The 23,937-nt window shown below is 63.8% G+C and carries 18 protein-coding genes; 17 read left to right on the top strand and 1 reads right to left on the bottom strand.

Annotation, left to right across the window (positions count from 1 at the left end; translation table 11 throughout):
- Positions 1 to 537: 537 nt before the first annotated feature.
- Positions 538 to 3,276, bottom strand: coding sequence for a type VI secretion system ATPase TssH (gene tssH / locus LB516_RS20285; protein WP_224720255.1), 2,739 nt, complete (start codon positions 3,274 to 3,276; stop codon positions 538 to 540).
- Positions 3,277 to 3,600: 324 nt separating this feature from the next.
- Between tssH and tssA the strand changes: the two genes are divergently transcribed.
- The 17 genes from tssA to LB516_RS20200 all read left to right on the top strand — a co-directional run bounded on the left by tssA (position 3,601) and on the right by LB516_RS20200 (position 23,934).
- Positions 3,601 to 4,776 (top strand): type VI secretion system protein TssA, encoded by a 1,176-nt coding sequence (gene tssA / locus LB516_RS20280; protein WP_140715984.1) that lies wholly within the window; start codon positions 3,601 to 3,603, stop codon positions 4,774 to 4,776.
- A gap of 5 nt (positions 4,777 to 4,781) precedes the next feature.
- The gene (gene tssB, locus LB516_RS20275; protein ID WP_140620028.1) at positions 4,782 to 5,318 is read left to right on the top strand and encodes a type VI secretion system contractile sheath small subunit; all 537 of its coding nucleotides are present in this window, start codon (positions 4,782 to 4,784) and stop codon (positions 5,316 to 5,318) included.
- A gap of 3 nt (positions 5,319 to 5,321) precedes the next feature.
- Entirely contained in the window at positions 5,322 to 6,827 is a 1,506-nt protein-coding gene (gene tssC / locus LB516_RS20270) for a type VI secretion system contractile sheath large subunit (protein ID WP_140620043.1), read from the top strand.
- An 84-nt stretch (positions 6,828 to 6,911) separates the two neighbouring features.
- Complete coding sequence (locus LB516_RS20265; protein ID WP_181166515.1) at positions 6,912 to 7,361, top strand: Hcp family type VI secretion system effector; 450 nt, start codon at positions 6,912 to 6,914, stop codon at positions 7,359 to 7,361.
- Complete coding sequence (gene tssE, locus LB516_RS20260) at positions 7,348 to 8,100, top strand: type VI secretion system baseplate subunit TssE (RefSeq protein ID WP_140824489.1); 753 nt, start codon at positions 7,348 to 7,350, stop codon at positions 8,098 to 8,100. Before LB516_RS20265 ends, tssE begins: the two co-directional genes overlap by 14 nt.
- A 1-nt stretch (position 8,101) precedes the next feature.
- Positions 8,102 to 9,976 (top strand): type VI secretion system baseplate subunit TssF, encoded by a 1,875-nt coding sequence (tssF, locus tag LB516_RS20255; RefSeq protein ID WP_224720254.1) that lies wholly within the window; start codon positions 8,102 to 8,104, stop codon positions 9,974 to 9,976.
- Complete coding sequence (tssG, locus tag LB516_RS20250) at positions 9,940 to 11,007, top strand: type VI secretion system baseplate subunit TssG (RefSeq protein WP_140824487.1); 1,068 nt, start codon at positions 9,940 to 9,942, stop codon at positions 11,005 to 11,007. The genes tssF and tssG overlap by 37 nt, the downstream gene beginning before the upstream one ends.
- Positions 11,004 to 12,461, top strand: a complete 1,458-nt coding sequence (gene tagH / locus LB516_RS20245) for a type VI secretion system-associated FHA domain protein TagH (RefSeq protein WP_140824486.1) — start codon at positions 11,004 to 11,006, stop codon at positions 12,459 to 12,461. Before tssG ends, tagH begins: the two co-directional genes overlap by 4 nt.
- A 3-nt stretch (positions 12,462 to 12,464) precedes the next feature.
- Entirely contained in the window at positions 12,465 to 12,917 is a 453-nt protein-coding gene (gene tssJ, locus LB516_RS20240) for a type VI secretion system lipoprotein TssJ (protein WP_140715978.1), read from the top strand.
- 39 nt (positions 12,918 to 12,956) lie between these two features.
- Positions 12,957 to 14,291 carry a type VI secretion system baseplate subunit TssK gene (gene tssK, locus LB516_RS20235; RefSeq protein ID WP_140661232.1) on the top strand — a complete coding sequence of 445 codons (1,335 nt, stop codon included), beginning with the start codon at positions 12,957 to 12,959 and terminating at the stop codon, positions 14,289 to 14,291.
- Positions 14,291 to 15,619, top strand: coding sequence for a type VI secretion system protein TssL, long form (gene tssL / locus LB516_RS20230; protein ID WP_224720253.1), 1,329 nt, complete (start codon positions 14,291 to 14,293; stop codon positions 15,617 to 15,619). Before tssK ends, tssL begins: the two co-directional genes overlap by 1 nt.
- Before the next feature lies 1 nt (position 15,620).
- The gene (gene tssM / locus LB516_RS20225; RefSeq protein ID WP_224720252.1) at positions 15,621 to 19,163 is read left to right on the top strand and encodes a type VI secretion system membrane subunit TssM; all 3,543 of its coding nucleotides are present in this window, start codon (positions 15,621 to 15,623) and stop codon (positions 19,161 to 19,163) included.
- Entirely contained in the window at positions 19,145 to 19,687 is a 543-nt protein-coding gene (tagF, locus tag LB516_RS20220) for a type VI secretion system-associated protein TagF (RefSeq protein WP_140661229.1), read from the top strand. Before tssM ends, tagF begins: the two co-directional genes overlap by 19 nt.
- Complete coding sequence (locus tag LB516_RS20215) at positions 19,687 to 20,790, top strand: DUF2169 domain-containing protein (RefSeq protein WP_140661228.1); 1,104 nt, start codon at positions 19,687 to 19,689, stop codon at positions 20,788 to 20,790. The genes tagF and LB516_RS20215 overlap by 1 nt, the downstream gene beginning before the upstream one ends.
- Positions 20,787 to 21,830: a 3-oxoacyl-ACP synthase gene (locus tag LB516_RS20210; protein WP_140661227.1), complete on the top strand. Its 1,044-nt coding sequence runs from the start codon at positions 20,787 to 20,789 to the stop codon at positions 21,828 to 21,830. Before LB516_RS20215 ends, LB516_RS20210 begins: the two co-directional genes overlap by 4 nt.
- On the top strand, positions 21,827 to 22,876 hold the full coding sequence (locus tag LB516_RS20205; RefSeq protein WP_140661226.1) for a DUF4150 domain-containing protein: 1,050 nt from the start codon (positions 21,827 to 21,829) through the stop codon (positions 22,874 to 22,876). The genes LB516_RS20210 and LB516_RS20205 overlap by 4 nt, the downstream gene beginning before the upstream one ends.
- Positions 22,873 to 23,934 carry a hypothetical protein gene (locus LB516_RS20200; RefSeq protein WP_140722580.1) on the top strand — a complete coding sequence of 354 codons (1,062 nt, stop codon included), beginning with the start codon at positions 22,873 to 22,875 and terminating at the stop codon, positions 23,932 to 23,934. Before LB516_RS20205 ends, LB516_RS20200 begins: the two co-directional genes overlap by 4 nt.
- Positions 23,935 to 23,937: the final 3 nt, after the last annotated feature.

Here is a 23,937-nt window from a genome sequence, read left to right as displayed (position 1 = left end):
ATTGAGCCGCGCGAACCGATTGCTCGGCCTGCGGTGTCGCACCCGGGTGAAGGCGCAGGGATCAGCCGGGCGCTTACGCGTTGGAGGGAGAGGACGGCCCCCATGGTTCGAGCGCGTCCGTCGAGAGTGAACGCTGGTCCAGCACTGCTCAAGGGTGAGCGTATTTGTCTAGCGTCGATCCAGAGAACGAACATCATACGATACGAGTTACGGATGGCGCTCCTTTGTTCGTTGATTCTATGACAGTGCGGAGAGGAATTGGGCTGAGGCTCGCCTGACGAATGAGACGCCGTTTCGGCCGGGATGCGAGCCGACAGTCCAAGCCGCAAAGGTGGCGGGCACATTGAACTGGGATGATTTCAGATTTGTGCTCGCGGTCGCCAAGCACGGCACGCTCTCTGCGGCTGCGCGTCATTTGCGGACCACGCAGAGCTCCGATTGGCGGCGAAGGTGCGTTGATTAACGGCGTCCGTCCATGCATTGTGCTTCAAGATCTTAGATTGCGCGAATGCGTGACCGCGAATCCCATCTCGGGCTCTATTCGAACAAGTAGGTAAATCCTTGCGCCGAGGCGCCGACGATGACTTTTGTCATCTTCTTGCCCTCGAGCGTGCGATTGAGCACGCTGCGGCTGAGTTCCGGCAGCAGCGTGTTGGTGAGAATGGCGTCGATCATGCGCCCACCAGATTCGATCTCGGTGCAGCGCGCCTTGACCATGTCCATGACACCCTCGCCGATCACCAACTCTGCTTGGTTGCTGGCTTTGAGACGCCGCGCGATCTTGCCGAACTGGTGTGTGGTGATCGCCTCGATCATCGTGTCCGAAAGCGGGTAGTAAGGGATTGTCACCACGCGGCCGAGGAAAGCGGCCGGAAACACTTTCAGCAGCGGACCGCGCAAAGCAGTGTCCAGATCGTCGATGCCGGTGCGCAGGGTGCCGTTCCTCGTGCGGGCCATGATGACCTCGGAACCGACATTCGAGGTGAGCAGGATCAGCGTGTTCTTGAAGTCGATCCTGCGCCCTTCGCTATCGTCCATCATTCCCTTGTCAAAGACCTGGAAGAAGATCTCGTGCACGTCGGGATGCGCCTTCTCGACCTCATCGAGCAGAATCACCGAATAGGGCTTGCGCCGCACGGCCTCGGTCAGGATGCCGCCCTTGCCATAGCCGACATAACCGGGCGGCGCGCCCTTCAGCGTCGAGACCGTATGCGCCTCCTGGAACTCCGACATGTTGATTGAAATCAGGTTCTGCTCTCCGCCATAGAGCGTCTCGGCCAGCGCCAGGGCTGTCTCGGTCTTGCCGACGCCCGAGGGGCCGCAAAGCAGGAACACGCCGACCGGCTTTTCCGGTGCGCCGAGACCGGCGCGGCTGGTCTGCACGCGCCGCGCGATCATCTCCATCGCATGGTCCTGACCGACCACGCGCTCGGACAAGGTAGCCGCGAGCTTGAGCGCTTTCTCGGTCTGGCTGGACAGCATCCTTCCGGTCGGAATGCCGGTCCAGTCCTGGACAACCGCCGCCACCGCGTTACGGTCCACCGAGGGCAGGATCAACGGCGTCTCGCCCTGCGCTGCGGCGAGTTCCGCCATCAATTCGCGAAGCCGCGCCAGATCAGCGGCGGTATCGGGCGCAGGAGCAGGCTCGTGGGCAGCCTGTGTCCTAGGCGCCTCGCCCGCTGGCGCGTCGACAGCTTGCCCCGGAGCTTCCCCGCTTTCCTGCGCCTCAAGGGGCATGCCCTCGCCACGGAGTTTGGCGCGCAGATCGAGAATCGCGCTCACAAGCGCCTTCTCTCGGTCCCAGCGCTCTTGCGCTGCCGCAAGCGCGGTCTCGGCTTCCGCCAACCCGGCCTTTACGCGCGCCTGTCTGTCGGTCACGTCGATGCCGATCGCCGCCTCGCGGGAGATGATCCCTTCCTCGACCTCGAGCGCCTGGCGACGGCGCAGAATGTCCTCGACCTCGGCAGGCGTCGCGTGCTGCGAGATGGCAACGCGCGCGCAGGCGGTGTCAAGTAGGCTGACCGCCTTGTCGGGCAACTGCCTGGCCGCGATATAACGGTGCGAAAGCGAAACCGAGGCCTCGATCGCCTCGTCGAGGATCTGCACCTGGTGGTGCTGCTCGAGAACGCCGGCGACACCGCGCAACATCAATACGGCGACCGTTTCGGAAGGCTCGTCGATCTTGACGACCTGGAACCGACGGGTCAGCGCCGGGTCCTTCTCGATGTGCTGCTTGTATTCGGCCCAGGTCGTGGCGGCGATGGTGCGAAGCTCGCCGCGCGCCAGAGCGGGTTTGAGGAGATTGGCGGCGTCGCCGGTTCCCGCCGCGCCACCGGCGCCGATCAGCGTGTGGGCTTCGTCGATGAACAGGATGAGCGGGATCTCTGACTGCTGGACCTCGTCGATGACGGCCTTCAGCCGCTTTTCGAACTCGCCCTTGACGCTGGCGCCCGCCTGCATCAGCCCCACATCGAGCATGCGTACGCTGACGTTCTGAAGCGCCGGCGGCACGTCGCCTTGGGCAATGCGCAAGGCAAAGCCCTCGACGACCGCCGTTTTGCCGACACCCGCCTCGCCGGTCAAGATCGGGTTGTTTTGCCGGCGCCGCATCAGGATGTCGATGATCTGGCGGATCTCCGCATCGCGTCCGACGACCGGATCGATCTTGCCGTCGCGGGCGCGCTGGGTGAGGTCGGTGGCGTATTTGGCGAGTGCCGAGTCGCCCCCCCGGCCCCGATTCATCGACGTTTCGGCGGCAACTGCGGCAGGCGGTGAGCCGGCTTCGAGAGAGCCTTCGACCACATCCGAAAAGCGGGCGATAACCCCATCCGCGTCGATCTTGTCGAATTCAGCGCTGATCTTCGAAACTAGACCTTCCAGCACCGGTGTCTTCAGGCATGCCAGAAGAATATGCGCGCTGCGCACCTCCTCGACCCCAAATTCCAGTGTGGCCAGGTTCCAGCCTTCCTGGATGGCGTGGAAGATGTGATCGGAGAATTCCTCCAGCGAGGTCGCGCCATAGGGCAGCTTGTCGACGGCACGGGTCATATCTGCCGTCAGCCGGCTGACATCCAGCCCGGCATTAGCGACGATCATCTGCACGTCCGAGCGCTCAGATAGCACCAGTTGCTGGACGAAGTGGACCAGTTCGACATAAGGGTTGCCGCGCAACTTGGCCGTGTCGGCGGCGGCCTTGAAGGCGCGCACCCCCGTGGGATTGAGCTTCGCAACGAGTTCCTTGCGCTTGAAACTCTGCGACGACCGGCGCTGTTCCATTCGAACCTGCCCCCGAAATCTGCTGACCCTACCCTGCCACAGAAGCGGCTGCTTGACAAAGCCATGTGACGAGCGGGCCCTTTTGGCCCGTTCGGGCGGCACCTTGTCGTTACACAAGACTAGCAAACTCCCGCTAGGAACCAGCACTGCGATGCCAACGACGTTGCGCATACCGGGTCCTCCGATCGCCCATGGGTTTCGTTGAAAGATAACTGAGCATTCAGCTTCTGTTAGTTTTCGAGCATCTGCTCAATTGTCGTGGCAGGGGACCGATGATAACGTTACGTCATATGGGGGGCACGGGGCGGCTTGCGGGGGGTAAGTGTGGTTGATCTCGCACTCTGGCTGAATCCTCTGGACGGTGACAACCCGTCGGGAGTGGATTTGCGCAACGACCCGGCTTTTCACGAGCTGGAGCGGCTGACGGAAGCACAGATCAAGGTCGTTCACGAGGGCGGCAACAAGGCTTCGCAGTCAACCATTTCGGTCGACTGGGCGACCGTCCTGCAAAAAGCCGAAGAATTACAATCGCGCGGCCGGGATTTGCGCCTTCTCGTGATCGTCACGCGCGCGCTGGCCAACGAAGAGAGGCTCGCGGGCCTCGCCCAGGGGTTGAACCTGATCGCAAGGACGTTCGACCAGTATTGGGATACGATGCACCCGGCTTTGCGCACGGCCGCCACGGGCCGCGACGCGGCGCTGCGACGCATCAATGCGCTGCTTGAGCTCCAAAACGGCCAGGACGGCCTGCTGGCCAACCTGAGGCAGACCGTGTTCTTCTCACCGCGTGCGATCGGGCCGATCAGCGGGCGAGACCTCGAACAGGCCGCGCTCGACGAGCGCGTCATGCTCCAGGAAGCTGCGTCCGGCCTGGGGGCGGCCGAAAGGGCGGCGCTGACTTCGGCCCACAACCAGATGCTGAACCGGGTACGCACGGGATGCGCGGCGCAGGCCGATCAGGACGCCGACGCCATCATGACGCTTTTGCGCGATGCGCGCGCCGCCATTTCGGCGTTGCAGGCGGTAGATGCTGCGCTCAATGCCCGCATCGACGGCAATGGTGCAGCCGTTCCGGATTTGAAGAAGTTCCTGCAGCGACTGCTGACGACGCTGGAGTGGAATACCAGTGCCAGCGCGGTCGCCAACGGTGCCGCAAAGCCTGCAGCGCAGCCGTCTCAACCGGCATCGACACCCACCCGAAATGGCCATGGAGCCGAGACGATGGCAAGTGTGGCAAACTTGGCGGAAACCAGCATCGGCCTGCCTGAGCGCCTCAATTCGCGCGACGAAGTCGTCAAATGCCTCGACCTCGTGGTCGCATTCTACGATCGCACCGAGCCGTCCAGCCCGATCCCGCATCTCGCCCGGCGCGTCCGCCGCATGGTGCATATGGATTTCGTGGAACTGATGGAAGATCTCGCCCCGTCGGGGCTGAAGGAATTCCGGCTGCTTGCCGGTGTTCCCGATCCCAAGAAGCCGGCCCAGAAGGATGAAAGGTAACAATCATGCCAGCAGAGAGCAAAGCGAAGGTCATCGAAAGAAACCGCGCCCCGCGCGTGCAGATCGCCTATGACGTCGAAACCTACGGCAGCCCGACGACTATCGAGTTGCCGTTCGTCATGGCTGTCATTGCCGACCTTTCCGGCGCCTCGCAGACCAAGGAAGCTTCAAAGTCGGTTCTGGATCGCAATTTCGTCGAAACCGACGCCAACCGCTTTCCCAAATTCATGGAAGCGATGGGACCGCGCGTGAAGGCGCGCGTGAAGAACACGTTGCCGCAAGCCGAAGGTGCCGAGCGGGACGAGGAAATGGCGATCGATCTCACCTTCTCCAAAATGGGTGATTTCGCGCCCGACAAGATCGCCGAGCAGGTGCCGCAACTGGCCGAGATCCTCAAGATGCGGCGGCAACTCGAGGAACTGCTGGGCTTCATGGATGGCCGCGTCGATGCTGAAAAGCGCATTGCGCAGCTTCTCAACAACGAGCCTTTGCTGAGCAAGATCGCCAGCCAGGCGATGTCCGACGGCAAGGGCGAGGAGTAAGTCATGGCTGAACAGCAAAAGACCGCAGTCGCAACCGCCGAGGCGGAGGCCATAGATCTGGGTGAATTCAGCGGCCTGCTTGAAAAGGATTTCAAGGTCAGGAAGGACGACACCGAGAAGCTGCAGCAACTGGTGCGCAACCTGGCGCTGGCCGCTCAGTCCCGATCCGAGACGACGACCATCTCGTCCAACGCGATCAAGTCGATCAAGTCGCTGATCGCGGGCATCGACAAGATGCTGACGACGCAGGTCAACGAAATCCTGCATGCCCCCGAAGTGCGTGAGATGGAGGGCACTTGGCGGGGTCTCTGGTACCTCATCAACAACACCGAGACGGATACCAAGCTGAAGATCCGGGTGATGAACATCTCCAAGGAGCAGTTGGCCGACACGCTGGAAGACTATGAAGGCCAGATGTGGGACCAGAGCCCAATCTTCAAGAAAGTCTACACCGACGAGTACTCGATGCTGGGCGGCGAGCCGATCGGCTGCATCATCGGCGCCTACGAGTTCTCCAACCACCCACGCGACGTCGGCCTGCTGCGCAACATCTCGGGTGTCTGTGCCTCGGCGCACACCCCCTTCATCGCGGCCGCCTCGCCGCGGCTGTTTCGGATGGACAGCTGGCAGGAACTGCCGAACCCGCAAGACCTGCAAATGATCGTGAACAACCCGGCCTATGCCTCATGGCAGTCGCTGCGCGAGAGCGAGGACGCCCGCTATATCGGCCTAACCATGCCGCGCGTATTGGCACGCCTGCCCTACGGCTCGGAGACCGTTCCGGTGAAGGGCTTCACCTTCGAGGAAGAGGTAAGCGGCGACCACAACAAATATGTCTGGATGAACGCCGCTTTCCCGATGGGCGTGAACATCAACCGCAGCCACAAGCTCTATGGCTGGGGAACGCAGATCCGCGGCGTCGAGAATGGCGGCACGGTGCTCAACCTGCCGGTGCACGCTTTCCCGACGGACGACGGTTCGATTGCGATGAAATGCCCGACCGAAGTTGCCATCGACGACCGGCGTGAGGCGGAACTGGCGAAGCTCGGCCTGATGCCGATCTTGCACCGCAAGAACACCGATCTCGCAGCCTTCATCGGGGCGCACTCGCTTCAGGACGACGAGACGCGTGCCGGGCGTCTGGTCGACCCCGACGCCCAGTCGAACGAAAGGCTGAGCGCCAACCTGCCCTATCTCTTCCCGGTCTCGCGTTTTGCGCATTACCTCAAGGCGATCGCGCGCGACAAGATCGGCTCGTTCAAGGAACGCACCGACATGGAGACATGGTTGACCGAATGGATCAACCGCTACGTGCTGGCCAATCCCGCCTTTGCCGACGACAAGGCGCGAGCCAAGCGACCGCTTGCCGCGGCCGAGGTTCAGGTCGACAGCGTCGAAGGCAGACCCGGTTACTACAACGCCCGTTTCTATCTGCGTCCGCATTACCAGTTGGAGGGCATCAACGCCTCGCTGCGGTTGGTGTCGGAACTGCCGTCCGTGAAGGGCTGAAGCGCAGCGAAGTCATCATCCTGTTTCATTTGAAAGCGGTGGAGAAAGACAATGCCGACCACAGACAGAAGCGATGCTCCTTCAATGAAGATTGATGGTTTTTTGAAAGTTCCCGACATCAAGGGGCCCAGCAAGCGCGACGGGCATGAAGACGAGATCGAAGTGCATGGCGTCGATTACAAGATGATGGCGCCTTATGATCCGAATTCGCTTTCGCGACGCGGCCGTGTGTCGATGGGAATGATCAAGTTCTTCAAGCACTACGACAAGTCGTCGCCATATCTGAAGAAGGCGTTGTTCGAGAACAAGGCGCTCGACGAGGTGGTGTTTTCGGCACGGCGCACCATTGACGGCGAGACCAGCGACTATCTGGTCGTGACGCTCACCGACGCGTCGATCATGGAATACGACATGCGGCAGGCTCCCGACGAGGCGGACCTGATCGAGGAAGAAGTCAGCTTCGCCTACAAGAAGATCAAGTTCGTCTACGACAAGGACGACGAGATCGAAATGGACGTTTATGTCGGCAAGTGAGACCAGGCGGCCTGGCGCGAGAGCGCAGCCTGGCGGCAGTTCGCGGGCAAGGCGCGAGGCGGTCCAGCCTTCCCTTTGGGATCGCCTCGTCAACGACTTGCCTGGGCTGACGTCGGAGATCGAGGGGCTGCGCCGTCTCTTGGATGAAGAACTCGGCGCCGAGCGCGTCGAGGGTCTTCTTGCCGGCAGCGCACGCGCTATCGACGCCGACGCCGAACTCACATCCGAGCAAAAACGGCGCCTGCACCGGCTGGTCTTCCAGAGCCAGCATCGCGCCGAGATCGAAGGCCGCGGCGTGGTCGTTTCGGCACGCGTGTTGAGAGAGGCCGTGCGCCGCGACATCGAGGCCCTGTTCAACACCGAGCGCTTCGAATCCGAACCGATGCTCTCCGACGCCGAACACGAACAGCCCCTGGACGAACTGCCCTCGCTCACTGACTTTCCGCAGGTGCGCCGAAGCGTGGTCAATTTCGGGGTGCCCTCTTTTTCCGGCCGTTCGTCGCGGGATTTCGACCGCGATTCGCTGGCACGAGAGATCCGCGCGGTGCTGGCCACCTTCGAGCCGCGCCTGAAGGAGAGTGCCACGATCGTCAACGTCACGCTCGGCGACAAAAACATCGGCCTGAAGATCGAGATCGACGCGGTGCTGATCATGGCCCCCACACCGGAGCGTATGCGGCTGCGCACCACGATCAATCTCGACAACGGGCTGGCACGAACCGAATTCAGGGAGACCTGAGATGGATCGGGTCTTTGTGGAGTATTACGAAGAGGAACTGACCCATATCCGCGCCCTGGCGGCGGAATTCGCAGACATGCATCCGGCGGTCGCCCGCAATCTTTCCCTCGACACGGTCCCATGTCCCGACCCTTATGTCGAACGGCTGCTCGACGGCGTCGCCTTCCTGGCGGCGCGGACCCGTCTGAAGGTCGACGCGGAGCGCTCGCGCTTCTCGCGCGCAGTGCTCGATGTGCTTTATCCCGATCTGGTCGCGCCGGCGCCGGCGACGGCGATGGCGGTCCTAAAACCCGGCCAGCAAGTGCAGTCGATGCTCGCAGGTCACGCCATCGCGCGCGGCACACGGCTGGTCTCTGCCCTGCATCCAGGGCTTTCGACACGCTCCACCTTTACCACCGCGCAGGAGGTGACGCTGTGGCCGATCGCCGTCACCTCGGTCAGCTATCTCCAGGATCGCAGCGCGCTCGCCGCCGCCGCAATCGCGCCGATCGGCGGCGTGCGCGCCGAGGCGGCGTTCCGGGTAACGCTCGCCCGGACAGGAAAAGGAAAGCTCAGCGACTTGTCGCTCGACCGTCTCGACCTTTATTTCGCCGGGCGCGCCAAGGCGCCGGTGCTTTTCGATGCAATCTTCGGCGCCTGCTCGGCGCTCGGCGCGCGCGCCCAGGGCAAGGCCAATCCGCTATCAGCGCTGCCCGAGCCCGAAATGATAGGCATTCGCGACGACGAAGCGTTGATGCCACGAACCCGTACGACCTTCGAGGGCTACCGGCTGCTGCGCGAATATTTCATGATCCCGGAGCGCTTCCATTACGTACGGGTTGCTGGCCTCCAGCCGGTGGTGCGCACATGCGAGGCGGCGATCGAGATCATCTTCCTGTTCCGGCGTGCGGTGCCAGAACTCGCCGATGTGACGGCTGCCGATTTCGAGTTGTTCGTGACGCCGGTCATCAATCTCTTCGAACGCGAATGCAACGACATCGAAATCGATCCGCGCAAAACGCGTCAGGTGCTGCATGCCGACCGCACCCGGGCGCGGGATTTCGAGATCTTTCGGGTCACACAAGTCGAGGATGCCGACGCCGAAAGCAGCGAGGCGACGATTCCCGAATTGTTCAGCCTGGGGCAGAACCGCGGCAGCGGCTGGGTCTATTCGACCGAGCGGCGTCCGCGCCGGGCCACCGAGGACGAGCGGCGCGACGGCCTGACCCGCACCTCCTACACCGGCGACGACGTCTTTATCGCCGTCTCGCGGCCGGCAGGAAGCGTGCCAAACCGGCTGCTCAAGCGTCTCGGCATCGTGGCGCTTTGCACCAATCGCGACCTGCCGATCCTGGACGACACGCCGACGCTGACGCTGGAGACGGCAGATCCAGTCGAAGCGGTTCGCTTGCTTGGAGCGCTGCGGCCGCCGCAGCCGGCGATCCCGGCATCCTTGCCGGGCGGCGCTGAAGGCGAATCGCGCGCCGACAATCTCGCCTGGCGTCTGGTGGCCCAGCTCTCGCTCAACTTCCTCAGCCTTGCCAAGGAAGGCCGGGGAGTCGACCCGCTGCATGCCTTGCTCGACCTCTATGCCGATCGGGGCGATCCGGCCCTTGCCCGCAACGTGCATTCGATCGTGCGCATTGATTCGCGCCCGGTGATTGAGAGGCTGCAAATTGACGGGCCAATGTGTTTTGGACGCGGCACCGAGGTGACGCTGCATGTCGACCAGTCCGTGCTGGCGGGGCAAAGCTCACTGCTGCTTTCGGCCCTGCTTTCGCGGCTGTTCGCCCGCCATGCGGGGATAAACGGTTTTGTGCGGACCCGTACGCGGTTGCTGCAGAAGCAGGAGGATGTGCCATGGCCGATGACGCCCGGCAATCGCTACCTGATCTAGCGCAGCCCGCAACGGTCGCGGCCGAAATGTTGTCGGAGGACTTCGACTTTTTCGAGTTGCTGCGACGGCTGGAGCAGCGCCGCGGGTTGTTCGGCCATTCCGGAACGGCCGAGCGCGAGCCGGCGAGGCTGGGCCAGCATGTGCGTCTGAGCTTCTCGGCGCGCGACGTCGTCAAGTTCCAGGAGGGCGGGGACAAGGCCCTGGCAAGGGTGACCGTCGCCAATCTGGGGCTGCTTGGACCGGAAGGACCGATGCCGCTGCATCTGACGCGCTGGGTGCTCGACCGGCTTTCGCAGCGCTGGTTCACCGGAGCCGATGCCGAGCAGACCAGCGACACGACTTTCGTCGATTTCGTCAACATCCTGCAGCACCGCATGATGGCGCTCTACTACCGCGCCTGGGCCGACGCGCATCCAGCGGTGCAGGTCGAGCGTTCCGTCGGCGGGCGCGTTCGCGCCATGCTGGAGGCCATGTCCGGCATCGGCCTGCCCGGCACGCAGGATCCCGAACTCGACGCTGTGCGACTGCGGCAGGCTGGGTCGCTGGCCAGTCAGGTCGACGGCGTGGAGCGGCTCACTTTGTTCCTTGCGACCGCCTTCAAGGTTCCGGTGCGGATCAAGGAGTTCGTTGCCGCCTGGATCACCATTCCAATGGCATTGCAGACGCGTCTCGGCAAGGCCTATGCCGGACTTGGACGCGGCGCGACGATCGGGCCGCGGGTGTTCAGCCGCCAGAGCAGGATCGAATTGCGCGTCGGTCCGTTGAGCCTCGACGAGTTCAAGTCGTTCCTGCCTGGCGAGCGGCGTCTCGGCCTGTTCAAGAAGGCGGTGCGCGATATGATCGGCGAGGCGCTCGATGTCGATTTGCGCATCGTGCTGGCGCGCGATGCCGTACCGCCGCCCCGGGTCGGGACCGTCCAGCTTGGCCGCACGGCCTGGCTGGAACGGCCCACGAATATGGGCGACGCCGACGATCTGAGATTGCACACTATCGTCGGCTGGCGGCCGGAAATGCCGGAGGCCGCCGCATGAGCCTGCTGCTGACCCTGGAACAGGGCCCCCGCTCGCAAGTCGTCCGGCAGAGCCGGCTGGAGGAGGGCGAGTTGGTGATCGGGCGCAGCGCCGATGCGGGCTGGCAGATCGACGACCCGGACATGTTCGTCTCGCGCGCGCATTGCACGATCAAGGGCGACCGGGACGGCTATTTCGTGACCGACACATCGAGCAGCGGATTGTTCGTCGATGAAGCCGACAGCCCTCTTGGACCTGGCAGGTCGATGCGGCTGAAGAACGGCATGCGGCTGCGCATGGGCGACTACGTGTTTCACGTCGAGGTTCAGTCCAAAATGAGCCAGACCGCAGTCGGCCTGGCCCCGGCCGCCAGCCATCCCATACCGGCGTGGTCGCCTCCGGGAGCACGAACGCCGGCCAGCATCGGCGGCGATGACTTCTTCTCGGTCAAGATCGAGGAAGAACCGCGCAAGCCCCGCCCGGCGGATCTGCCGAACCCGTTCGAGCAGCCTGTCCCTGCGGCTTACGATCGCGCATCGAACCAGCGCAGTTCGCCTGCCTTCGATGACCCGTTCAGCCTCGATCCTGTGGCCACGCCGCAGGCCGGTGACGGCCCGGCTGCGGGTCAGCCGGATCCGTTTGGGCTGGGTGACATGTCTTCGCGCAACGATGCGTCCTGGCAGCCGGCGAAGCCGGCCAGCTTCGATGACGATTTCAGTTTCGGGCCCCCCGCAACGCCGCCTGTCACCAACGGCGCTGATCCGCTAGGACGCGCCCAGCACCAGGTTGAAAAGCCGCGCGCCGACAATCCTTGGGACATGCCGGTGCAGGCAGCCGCATCGCCGGCGCCGCGCCGCGCCGCGCCAGCGTCGAAGCCGGCGCCCGCTGCGCAGCCAGCGCCAAGCGATATGGCGCTTCGTGCCGCGTTCTTGCGCGGCATAGGCGTCGAGGAGGCTGATTTTCCCGGGCGCGATGCGATCGCCGAAATGGAAAAATTCGGGCGTGAATACCGGCTGATGCTGGATGGCCTGATGCAGCTGCTGCGCAAACGCGCCGAGGAGAAGGGAAGCGCGCGCGTCGCCCAGACTGTGGTCGGCGCCTCCGAGGTCAATCCGCTTAAATTCCTGCCCACGGTCGAGGATGTCGTCGTCACCATCATCTCCGAACGCAGCCCGGGCTTTCTCTCAGGCGAGGCGGCGATCAGCGACGCGGTGAAGGACCTTGCACAGCATCACGTACGCGCCTGGCGGGGCGTTCAGGCGGCACTTCGGCGCATGATCGACCGTTTTGATCCAGCCGCCATCGAAGAAGAGCTCAAATCCAATTCCGCCATCAGCAATCTGCTCTCGGGCGGGCGCAACGCCAAGCTGTGGGAGCTCTATCAGAGACGCCATCGCGACATCGCCCAGAGTGCCGAATCGAGTTTCCTGGGCGAGATCGGCGCAGACTTCAGGGACGCATATGAGGAGGAGTAGAACATGATCGACAGACGCGAATTCGTCGTTGCCCTCGGCGCTGCGGGGCTGCTTGCGGCTTGCCAGAGCGGCCCGCCGAAACCATCGGTTATCTCCGTCAATGTGACCGGCGGTGCGGGGATGAATCCAGGGCCGGGCGGCGGCGACCGGCCGGTAACGGTGCTGGTGATGCGGCTTGCCAGCACCGGCAAGTTCAACTCGGCCGACTATTTCGCGCTGCAGGGCGACGCGGGCTCGGCCCTCGGTGCCGACCTCATCGGCTCCGACGCGATCTCGGTTGCGCCTGGCAAAACGGTGGCCAAGACCATCACGGTCGAGCCGAATGCGACGGCGCTCGGCTTCGTGGCGCTGATCCGCGAGCCAGGCGGACGCAACTGGCGCACCACCAAGTCGGTGTCGCCAGGGTCGAAATTCACCGTCAACGTCAGCCTGGGCAAGGGCGGCATTTCCGCCTAGCGGTAAGGCAGCATATAGTTGCATGCAGAAAGTAGCGGCATGAGCGATGCAAACAGGGTGCTGTGGTCGGAGGGCCTGTTTCTCAGGACCCAACACTTCCAGCAGCAGGATCGGTTCTTCGAAGGCATGGTGCGCGGCGCATTGCGGGCCGGCCAGCTCCATACTTTCGGGTTCCAGCAACTGGCCCTCGACCAGTCGCTGCTCGACGCCGGTCAGGTTTCGATCGTGTCCGCCCGGGGCATTTTCCCGGACGGCACGCCTTTTTCCATTCCCGACCTGATGGATGCGCCGAAGCCGCTACCGGTCACGCCCGACACGGGCGCCGGGCCGGTGCTGGTCGCACTGCCGCTCGAGCCCCCCGGAGGCGTGGGATTCGACCCGGCGCATGCGGCCTCGACGGGCGCGCGTTACCACGGCAAGATCGTATCGGTGCGCGATGCCGTCCAAATTGGCGGCGATCCCGAGGAGATCGAGATCGCAAGGCCGCAAGCGGCGCTGCTTGCGCCCGGCAAATCGGTCGGCGGCTATACCGCCTTGCCGATCGCCGACATAAAAGGTGTACGCGCCGACGGCGGCATCTCGCTCGACGAGACGTTCCTGCCGCCGACGCTGATCACCGGCGCCGTCCACTGGTACAGGCAATTGCTGCAGGAGGTCGTCACCGGCCTCGAGCAGATCGGCGAAGCGCATGGCAAGATGGTGATGGGCGGCGCCGGCCGTAGCGTCGAAGACCTCTTGATGCTGCACCTGGCCAATGCCGCTCGCCCGCGCCTTGCCCATATGCTGGCGCAGGATGTCTTTCATCCCGCCGAACTCTATCTCGAACTTGCCGGACTCGCCGGCGAGATGGCAACCTACGGCTCGAGCTCGCGCCGGCTCGGCGACCTGCCGGCCTACGACCACATGGCCCCCGGCCCCGCCTATATGGCACTGGCCGACGCCTTGCGTTCGCTCATCCTCAGCCTGCGCTACATCGAACCGAAATCGCGCGCGCTGCCGGTGATGCGGCACGCAACCAATGTCTGGAAAGTACGCATCGACAACCCCAAGCTTTTGCTCGCCAGCCGGATCGTCATCCGCGTCGGATCGGAGCTTTCGGAAGACGCGCTGCGCAAGATCTTCGTCAACCAGGCGACAGTCGGCGCCGCGGACCAGTTCGAAGGGCTTTGGAAGTCGCGCCTGCCGGGCATCCCGCTCAAACCGCTCCATTCGCAGCCACGCGAGATTCCCTATGATGGCGACCGGCTGTGCCTGGAGCTCGATCAGAAGAGCGAGCATTGGGCCTCCTTGCTGGACGCGCCCGGATTCGTCATTGGGGTGTCGGGTGTCCTGGACAGCGAGCCCCAGGTCGACTGCTATTCGGTGAACAGGTGATGAGCCGGGATGATCCTTTCGGTCTGTCGGAGGATCGCGAGCGCACGCGCATCAGGCTGGCGGGCGTTGCGCCGCGACCGCTCGCGCCGCTGACGCCAGGCGCTCCGGTCAAGAGGGCGCGCTTCCATCCCAACCCGCTCATCAACATCTTCGCGCCACTGCTCGAATTCGCCCCCGAGCTCGAAAGCGCTCTGGCGCCGGAAAACCCCGAAGCAATGCGCACACGCCTGCTCGACGAGTTGGTTCAGGCGCGCGACGCCGTTATGGCAGCGGGCTCCTCGCTGGAGCGCGCCGATCAGGCGGCATGGGCCGTGGCGGCATTGCTCGACGACCTTGCGCTCAACACGCCATGGGGCGGCGCCAGCGCCTGGCCGCGCCAGCCGCTGGTGGTCATGCTGCGTGGCGACGTCGATGCCGGCACCCAGTTTTTCACCCGCCTTGACGAGCTGGAGCGCCATCCCAACCGTGACCGCGAGATGCTGGAGCTTCAGTATTACTGCCTGGCGCTCGGCTTCCGCGGCAAGTATCGGGTGCCCGGCCGAGCCGGGGACCGCTCGCTCAATGGCGTGCGTGTGGCAGCCGCGCGCGTCCTGCGCAATGCGGACGCGGACGGCGCGCCGTTATCGCCGAACTGGAAAGGCGTAATCGCTTCCGACGAGCCACAGCGCTTCATCGTCCCGATATGGGTGATGGCCCTTGCTGCAATTGCCATCGCCGCCGCCGCTTATATCGGCCTATCGATGAGCTTGAGCAGCCAGGCGGTTGAACTGTCCGCACTGGTGCGCACCCTGCCGCCGGCATCTCGCGCGGACGTTACCCGCGCCGCACCAAAGCAGGATGCGCCCGAACCTGAGCCGCCACAGGCGGTCGATTTCGCGCTTTTGCCCGCATTCAAGGCTGAAGCGCCGGCAAGCCTCAAGGGCGCGCTCAGCGGCACCGAAAGCGTCTCGCTGGCCAAGCTGATCATTCAGTCCTCCAACCCAGAGCTCTTCCAGTCCTCGCGGCCGACACTGTCCCAAGGCTATGAGCCGCTGATCGCCTCGATCGCCAAGGTGATCCTCGCCAACCAGGAGCTGACTGGAAAGATCACCATCATCGGCCATACCGATAATGTGCGCCTACAGCGCTCCAACCCCCTGGCGAGCAACCAGCGGCTTTCGGAGGCACGCGCCCAGACCATAGGGGACCTCCTGGTGCAGGCTGGCGTGCCACAGGCGCGCATCCATTCCGAAGGCCGCGCTGACACCGATCCGGTGGCCGACAACTCGACGCGCGAGGGCCGCGCGCTCAACCGGCGCGTTGAGGTCCTGGTCGAGAAGAGGCTCTGAGATGTTCATCCTGCGCTTCCTGTGGGCGGTCATCACCTCGCGATTTCTGTGGACCCTGATCGGCATTGCACTGCTTTCGCTGTTGATCTGGGTGTTCGGCCCGATCGTAAGGGTCGGTCCTTACGCGCCATTCGAATCCGACAATGTGCGCATCGCCATTGTCGCCGGACTGATCATCTTATGGCTGATCTGGCTGATCATCGCGCAACGGCGCGCCATCCGCGCCAATCGCATGTTTGTCGCCGAGATCGCAGCTCCCGTAGCCGAAAAACAGCTCACCCCTGGCGAGGAGAGCGTTGCAGCCGTCGGCGCCAAATTCGGCGAGGTGATGGCCGAGCTCAAGCGGCGCAAGCTCGGCGGACGCAAGTTCCTGCGCGAGATGCCGTGGTATGTGATCGTCGGACCTCCGGCCACCGGCAAGACTACGGCGTTGCGCCAATCGGGTCTCAATTTTCCGATCGACCTCACCGATGATCTGCAAGGCGTTGGCGGCACGCGCAATTGTGACTGGTTCTTCTCCGAAAACGCGGTGCTGATCGACACCGCAGGCCGCTACGTCCAGCAGGAGAGCCAGCCGGACGTCGATGCCGCGGAATGGCTGGGCTTCCTTGACCTTTTGAAAAAGCACCGCGGCCGCCGAGCGCTCAACGGCGTCATTGTCGCGCTGTCGATCGATGCGCTCTCGGAGGGCGAGGAAGCGATCAAGACGCACGGCCGCAAGATCCGCCGCCGACTGGCCGAGCTGAATGATCGGCTGGAGGTCCGCCTGCCCGTCTACCTGATGCTGACCAAGGCAGACCTGATCAAAGGCTTCGAAGCCTTCTTCGGTGGCTTGTCGACAAGCGCGCGCGAGCAGGTATGGGGAACAACCTTTCCGCTCGAGGCCCAAGTCAACGCCGGCACGATCCAGGCGGAGCTATCCAGGCTCGCCACCGAGCTGGAGCGGAGGTTGGTGCCACGCCTGGAAGACGAAGACAAGCTCGCCTCGCGCGCCGAGATCTTCCGCTTTCCAGCCCAGCTGGCGAGCCTCGGCGAGCCGATCAAGACATTGATCGAGGCAATATTCGGCGAAAGCCGCTATGAGGAAGCCGCCTGGTTGCGCGGCCTTTATCTAACATCGGCGACCCAGGAAGGCGCTCCCATCGACCGGCTGACCGCGGCGTTGTCGTCCTCCTTCGGCCTGCCGCCGCGCCGCGCCATGCCGGCGGCGCGGGTCGAGAGGCGCAGCTTCTTCCTCAGGAACCTTCTGACCGAGGTTATCTTCAAGGAGGCCGGCCTTGGTACGTTCGATCCGCTGGCGCAGCGTCGCCGCGCCTGGATCTGGCGCGGGGCTGCCGCCGCCTGTGCGCTCGCGGCTCTGCTGGCCGGCGGCCTGTTCACCTGGTCCTACCTCGACAACCGCAATGCGATCGCCGAACAGGCTGGCCAGTTCGAAGCCCTACAGCGGCCGCTCACCGAGGTGGCCGCCATGCCGGCTGCGGTCGAGCAGCCGACCTTGGATGGCGCGCTGGCGGCGATGGGCGCAGTCGCGACGGCACGAACGCCGCCGCCAGACGGCGTCCATAACCTGCTCGGGCCGACCGCGTCGGCGGAGTTGATGCGCGCACAGACGGATACCTACGACCATGCCCTGCGCAACGTGCTCGAGCCGCATATGGTCGCCCTGCTCGAGGCTACGATGTGGCGGCAAATCCGCGATCCGGATTTCATGCTTGGCGCGCTGAAGACGTACCGGATGATGACTGGCCTGTCGCAAATGGACACCGATTTCGTCCAGAACTGGTGGGTGAACAGTCTGCCACAATTCGCGCCGGCGCCGCCCTTCCCCACGGCCGACGCCGAAGAGCACCAGCTTGCCGCTATCGGCCGCATGGCAGTCGATGACAGCTACATCGCCCCCGACAAGCAACTGGTCGCAGAGGCGCTGAAGACCGTGTGCACGATCTCGCTGCCCGAGCGCGCCTACAGGCAACTCCTGGCCGACCCGGAAGTAGCAGCCGTCAAGGAATGGGTGCCGGCCAATTTCGCCGGGCCGAACGGAGGCAAGGTGTTCGCGCGCCGTTCCGACAAAACACTGCGTGTTGGCGTTCCAGGCCCCTATACCTATGCCGGTTTCCATGACGCGGTCCTCGACCGAGTCGAGGATGTCGCCGGCCAGGCCGCGTTGGACCGGGCGGTGTTTGCCGGCGGCTGCGCGGAGAATTCGGAGACGTCGGTCTCGGCGCTCTCCCAGGACATCCTGAAGCTCTACTACGACGACTATATCGCGCAGTGGGACTCTTTCCTGCGGGACATGCGGCTTTCACCGCTGACCGATCTCAACATTGCCAGTGAGAACCTCAAGGATCTGTCAAGCGCCGACTCCGCGCTCAAGCGCCTGTTGACGGCAGTGGTGCAGGAGACCGACCTCACCCGTTCCGACGAGGCGCCGGCCGAGGGCCAAAGTGGCGCTGCCGCCAAGACCGGTTCGAAGCTGCTGAGCAAGCTTGGCAAGCTCGGCAAGGTGGTGACGTCAGGCGCCAAGCTCCTGCCTCGCGCCGGCTCAGCCAACCAGGTGGACATGACCGGCAGCCTGGTGGCAGACCATTTCAAGCCGCTCAAGGGCACCATCGCACAGGTCGACGGCCAGCCGCCGGCGCTCGACGCGGCGATCGTCGCGCTTACGGCGCTGTCGAACGTTCTGCAGACGGTCACCGCCAATCCCAACCCGCAGGATGCGATCAAGAAGCAGGGAGGCCTTGCCGAACTGACAGGCGCGGTTGCGAGACAAGCACAGATCCTGCCCTCGCCCGTCAACGACTGGCTGGGCGGTATTGCCGGCGACACCAGTGGCCTGTCGCAGAAGGCTGTAACCAACGAGCTCAATGCCATCTGGAGGGCCGACATACTCCCCTTCTGCCAGGCGGCGCTCAACAACCGCTATCCATTCAGCGCCGACAGCGCGGTCGACGTTAATGTGCGCGACTTTCAGCGCCTGTTCGGGCCGACGGGCCTGATCGATGCTTTCATCAACGACCATCTGATCAACTACGTCGACACCGCCAGCGAGCCGTGGAAATGGCGGGCCGATTTCGGTCTCGACCCGGCGGCGCTCGCAGCCTTCGAGCAGGCCAGGCATATCCGCGACGACCTGTTTCCAGGCGGCACCGGCCCGGTGATGAATTTCACCCTCGAACCCAAGGACCTCGCACCCGGCGCGGCGCGGGTTACGCTCAACCTCGATGGCCAGAACCTCGTCTACTACAACAATGCCACCCGGCCGCAGCCGATGACGTGGCCCGGCAAGGACGGCACCGGGGTGATCTCGCTTGCCTTCCAGCCGGTCGACGGCTCGCCTGAAGTGATGCTCAACGAAACCGGCAGCTGGGCCTGGCTCAGAATGCTGCGCGGCGGCCGCTTCGCCGCGACCAAGCTCACCGACGTCTACAGCCTGCGGCTCGGCACGAAGGGGATGTGGGCCGACTTCGAGCTCAAGGCGGCCAGCGTCGAAAACCCCTACACGCTCGAAATGTTCAAGAAATTCACATGTCCGCCGCAGATCTGATCGTGCCCGGCTTTTACGGCAAGATGCCCGCCACCGGCGATTTCGTGACCCGGCGGCTGCCGGCGGATTTCGTGCGTGGATGGGACCGCTGGCTGGCGCAGCATATCGTGCCGCTGTTCGGACTTGAAACCTGGCCGCAGCACATTGCGCTGCGTTTCCTCAGCGGGCCTGGTTCCTTCGGCGCCGCGGCCGGCATTGTACTGCAAAGCACCGACAAGGTCGGCCGGCAATTTCCACTGAGCGTTGTCGCACGTCTTGATGAAGCACCGCTGAAGCTTGCTTATACCGATGCCTGGTTCGAAAATATCGAAAAAGCTGCCTTCGCCGCGCAACGGGGCGAGATGACGCCGGACGAGCTCGACGCGGTGCTGGCCAGCCTACCCGCGCCGGTCGTCGATGGCGAGGGCGATGTCATCGACGATCTCGTAGCGTGGACGGCGCGTACGGATATTTTCGATGTCGACCAGCTGGCGCCGCAGCCGGTGCTGGAGCAGATCGCCGCCAGCCATATGGAGGCGAGCTGATGCAGATATGGAACCAGATGGGCTATCCGCATCAGTTCACCATGGGCATGGACAAGGCCGGCCACGAATGGATCGTGGTCGTGGTCAAGGGCACTTTCGATTTTCCGACGAAGCCTGGCGGGTTGGTGCAGAAATCGGCCGAACAGGTTCCGCTGGTCATGGCCGACACGCAAACCGGCGTGCCCGGCTATTCGGCAACGTTGTGGGAGACAGACTTCGCCTTCCGCAAGCCGCGCTGCGATGTGATCGCCAATGGCTGTGCCTACGCGCCGGGCGGGCGTCCAGCCGAGCGCGTGCCGGTCGGCATCAAGGTCGGCAACTGGTCGAAGCTGTTCGAGGTCGTCGGGCACCGCGAGTGGCGCGCCATCGGGCCTTTGTTTACCGCTACGGCTCCGCAGCCCTTTCTGAAACTGCCGATTTCCTACGACGTAGCCTGGGGCGGCGTCGACCGACTGGACCCAGAGGACAAGCTTCCCGCCAGCTACAAATACAACCCGGTCGGAACCGGCTGGTCGCGCACCAAGAACCAGCGTCTAGTCCCGGGCCTGCGGCTGCCCAACACGCAGGCGGTCGGCGAGGAAGTGCGCTCACCCTTTGGGGACTACAGGCCGATGAGTTTCGGGCCGATGGGGCGCGGCTGGCCCGGCCGCATCGAATATGGCGGCACATATGACCAGAACTGGATCGACAATATTTTTCCGTTCCTGCCGCCGGATTTCGATGAACGCTATTTCCAGATGGCGCCACCTGACCAACAGATCGACTCTCCGAGAGGCGGTGAGGACGTGCAGCTGATCAATCTGACGCCGATGGGCAAGGAGGTTTTCCGCCTGCCGGCGCCGGCGTTGCAGATGACCTTGTTCAAGGAGCAGGACAAGGTGTTCGACGGTGAACTGTCTCCGGACACAATCCTGTTCGATCTAGAAAATCGACGATTCTCGCTGGTTTGGCGGTTGCAGCAGCGGCTCAAGCGCACGATCCTCGATTTTTCGGAATGCTGGATCGGGCCGCCGACGCAATCCATGCTGCGCGCACGAGGGACCGGGCGAACTTATGTCCGTGCAAACGGTGCTGACGCGGAAGAAGAAATCGAGGAGGCATGACACTCGAGCTCGACATCATTTCGATCGGCATGGTGACCGCGGTCGGTCTCGACGCCCCCTCGGCGTGCGCCGCGATGCGTGCCAAACTCGACGGCTTCCAGGAAACCCGCTTTGTCGGCCCGGGCGGCGGCTGGCTGGTCGGCGCCCCGGTGCCGCTGCCGCGCAAGTTCACAGGGGAGAAACGGCTGGCCCACATGGCTGCGGCCGCCATCATCGAGGCCTTCGAGCTCGTTCCCGAGGCACGTGGCACCGCAGCGCTCATCCTCTGCCTCGCCGAAGAAGACCGGCCCGGCCGGCTCGCCCCGGAAGCCGCACGCCTCGCTGCGCGCATCGCCGAGATCACCGGCATCGCCTCGCCGTATCGAACGCGAATCGTCGCCCACGGCCGGCCCTCCGGCCACGTCGCACTCGACCAGGCCCGTCGGCTGCTGGCCGACCGCAGCGTACCTTACGTGATGATCTGCGGCGTCGACAGCTACCTGGCGGGACTAACGATCGACCACTATCTGGCCGAACGGCGCCTGCTCACCCCAGACAACCCTAATGGCTTCATCCCCGGCGAAGCTGCCAGTGCTATCCTCTGCACCCGCCCAGGCAGCGGCACCATGCGCCTCCTCGGCCTCGGCCTGGCCCGCGAGCCGGCCTATATCTACAACCGTACCGATCTTCCTCTCCGCGGTAACGGCATGACCGCAGCCTACCGCATGGCTCTGGACGCCTCGGGGATGGAAATGCGCGATGTCGGTTACCGGATTTCGGATCTTATCGGCGAGAGCTATTTCTTCAAGCAGGCAGCGATTGCCTCGTTGCGGCTCGTCCGAGGCCATCATGGTTTCCAAGACTTCTGGAGCCCAGCTGAAAGTCTCGGCAATGTCGGAGCCGCTGTCGTGCCGATGACGGTTGGCATGGCCATAACCGCTGCCATGAAAGGCTACGACCGAGGCGATCCGGTGCTGATCGAGTCTTCGGGCGACGACGGCGCCTGCGGTGCGATGCTGTTGACCGCGGGACGAATGCCGCGGAGGCGGGTCGCCGCATGACCGTGTTCGCGAATGGGCTCGAGATCGCTTGCAAGGCGCAGACCAATCAGGTGATCGCGGCCTTTCCAGATGTCTGCTTCACGCCGCCGCAGACGCCGGCTACGCCGCCCGGCGTGCCGATTCCCTACCCAAGCTTCGGCACGGATTCCGACACGGACAAAGGGACGAGCACAGTCAAGATCGGCGGCAAGACCGTCACGCAGAAGAACCAGTCCTACTACACCAAGACCACGGGGACCGAAGCGGGGTGTGCGCCGAAAAAGGGCGTCGTCAGCTCGCAAAACACCGGCAAGGAGTACGCCGAAGCTTGGTCCGGCAACGTCAAGATGGATGGAGAGCCGATCAGCCGGTTTACGGACATCTCAACGAATAACCATGCCTCGCCGGTCGGCAATGCGCCGCCCTGGCCGAAGGTCGCGGCCGCCGACCTGAAACCCGGCCAGGACGCGGACTGCCTCGTCGGTTCCTATGATGACATCGCCGCTGCCTGCGCGAACGCGAAGCCTCCCGGCGAGGCGCATCATGTCGTTCCGGACAAGACCTGCCGCACGGGCACGCGGGACCAGGCGATTGCCGCTGAGGCGGCCGGCGCCTCGACTATCACGCGGACCTTCGGCAGGCAGAAGCGGAACATCGGCGAGCGCGTGAAGAACGCGCCGTCGATCGGTGAAGGCGTCTGCATCTGTGTCAGCAAGTCGGCGCACAAAAAGATCCACAAGAAGGAGCGGGCAGCGCTCAAGAAGCTCGGGCAGAAGGTACCGGCCAATCTGAAAGGCGCGGCCAAGAAGGCGCATATTGAGACCATGAAAAGCAACGGCACCTGGAACACCGCGAAGCTCGGTGACATTATCGCTGAGTCGAAGAAGTCGATAAGCGACATCAAGCAGGATAAGAACGGCAATCCAACGGCCGCGTGCATCGCGAAGGCGAAGGCCGCGGTAACCAGGCAGACCGCAAACATCGGGCCGAACCAGGTCGGCCGCACGTCAGGGACGCTTCCTAACAAGGCGGCGGCGAGCAAAATGCTGAACACGACAATATCATGAGCGACTACGATATCTGGGCGGCCTGTGCGCTGTCTGCCGACGGCTTCGCAATTTCGACCGGCCTGCTCGAGGACGGGCCGCAGTTCAGCAGGCTTACGCTCCACCGAGCGCCGGGCATGCCTGAATGGAACTATTTGCATTTCGAATCGACGCTCGTGTGGCTGACGAGACTCGACGGCTGGCGTCACGGGGCGTTGCTCGCGGCCCTCGGCATCGACGGCGATGTCAGCTTCGTCGGCCAGCAATTTGCCAGTGAGCAGATTCCGGATGCGGGCGCCGGCGACGACGAAGAGGGCCGTGGCTCGATGAGCCAAATTCGGCAATTGGGCGACGAACTGATTGCCTGCGGATACGGTTCGCAAGTCTATGTGCGCGACACACGGGACGCGTGGACAAGAATAGCCGGCTCGGATGACGAGGCTTTGGGCGACAACGCCTTCGAGGCCGTGGCGCGAAACGCGAATGGGGAGTGGGCGGCTTGCGGCAACACCGCCGCAGCCTTCCGTGAGCCGACCGTCGCCGAGCAAGCCGAACTCGACCGGATCGCAGAGACAGGCACGATGCCCCAATACCTTGCCGCGAAGGAGCGCTTCGAGACCCAGTTGGCAGGCGAAATCGGCTGCCTGTACGTGCGGAATAAACGCCGCTGGACGGGCGTGGACCTACCAGGCAACACCTATCTTGAGGATGTTGTCGTGCTAGAGGACGGTCGCCTTCTAGCGGCGGGCGGCGGTGGTCTGATCGTCGCAGGTCGGGATCCCCATGGCTTCGAGGATTTCTCGCAGCCGGGCTTCGCCGAGAACTACCATTCCATCTGCCTAGTCGGTGGCCGGCCCCACCTTCTTGGCGATACGGTGATCCATGTCCTCGGCAAGGATTTGCAGTTGGAAGAGGAGATTGGCCTGCCGGACGAACTGCAGAGCCCGTTGCTCATTGATGTCGCGGATGGCGTGCTCTGGTATTTCGATCACAAGGGGGTCGCCAAACGGCGGCAAAACGCCTGGGTCATCACGGATCTGCCGGACGACGTATGGGAAGAAGTGCGTCACGATGGATAATCG

The sequence above is a fragment of the Mesorhizobium sp. CO1-1-7 genome, assembly GCF_020164885.1.
In the GTDB taxonomy this organism is placed as follows: Bacteria; Pseudomonadota; Alphaproteobacteria; order Rhizobiales; family Rhizobiaceae; genus Mesorhizobium; species Mesorhizobium australicum.
This window is presented reverse-complemented; position numbering and strand designations above follow the sequence as displayed.